The 1,203-nt window shown below is 65.4% G+C and carries 1 protein-coding gene; it reads left to right on the forward strand.

The window, feature by feature from the left end:
• Window positions 1–70: 70 nt before the first annotated feature.
• Window positions 71–1,170 (forward strand): IS3 family transposase gene (locus N799_RS14015; RefSeq protein WP_152597996.1). Its coding sequence is split into 2 segments (ribosomal slippage): window positions 71–329 and window positions 329–1,170, totalling 1,101 coding nucleotides; the frame shifts between segments, so codons are not numbered across the junction.
• Window positions 1,171–1,203 lie beyond the last annotated feature (33 nt).

The raw sequence follows: 1,203 nt of genomic DNA on the forward strand, positions 1-1,203 counted from the left end.
CGCGACGTCCCCCCGGTTTTGAGTAGCACCGCGATCTGGAGTCCAATCCCCAACGACAAGGAGATTGGACGTGAAGAAGCGTTTTACCGAAGAACAGATCATTGGCTTCCTGCGTGAGGCGGAGGCCGGCCTGCCGGTCAAGGACCTGTGCCGCCGGCACGGCTTCAGCGAAGCCTCGTACTACCTGTGGCGCAGCAAGTTCGGCGGCATGAGCGTGCCCGACGCCAAGCGGCTGAAGGAGCTGGAGGCGGAGAACACCCGCCTGAAGAAGCTGCTGGCCGAGCAGATGTTCGAGAACGACGTGATCAAGGACGCCCTGCGAAAAAAGTGGTGACCGCACCGGCTCGACGCGAGCTGGTGCGGCATCTGGTGGACCGGGGTCTGAGCGAGCGGCGGTCGTTGGCGGTGGTGCGCATGAGCGCCAGCGCCTACCGCTATGCGCCGCGTCCGGACCGCAACGTCGAGTTGCGGGCGCGGATCCTGGCGCTGGCGCAGCGGCACAAGCGCTACGGCGTCGGGATGATCCACCTCAAGCTCAGGCAAGCGGGACTGCTCGTGAACTACAAGCGCGTCGAACGGCTGTACCAGGAGGCGAAGCTGCAGGTGCGGCGCCGCAAGCGCAAGAAGGTGTTGCCGGGCGAGCGCCAACCGCTGATCCGGCCGCTGGCCGCCAATCAGGTGTGGTCGATGGACTTCGTGTTCGACCGCACCGCCGAAGGCCGGGTCATCAAATGCCTGACGATCGTCGACGACGCGACCCACGAGGCGGTGGCGATCGAAGTCGAGCGGGCGATCTCCGGGATCGGCTTGACACGGGTGCTGGACCGCTTGGCGCTCGCCCGCGGCCTGCCGCAGGTGATCCGCACCGACAACGGCAAGGAGTTCTGCGGCAAGGCCATGGTCACCTGGGCCTACGAACGCGGCGTGCAACTGCGTCTGATCCAACCCGGCAAACCGAACCAGAACGCCTACGTCGAGTCCTTCAACGGCCGCCTGCGCGACGAGTGCCTCAACGAACACTGGTTCACCCACCTGCTGCACGCCCGGACGGTCATCGAGACCTGGCGCCGGGAGTACAACGAGGAGCGGCCGAAGAAGGTATTGGGCGGACTGACACCGAGCGCCTACGCGAAGCAACTGGCATCCACTACCATCAACCCCGGACTCTAGATCGATCCGCTACTGAAAGCGGGGGGACGTCGG

Source organism: Lysobacter arseniciresistens ZS79, assembly GCF_000768335.1.
GTDB lineage: Bacteria > Pseudomonadota > Gammaproteobacteria > Xanthomonadales > Xanthomonadaceae > Novilysobacter > Novilysobacter arseniciresistens.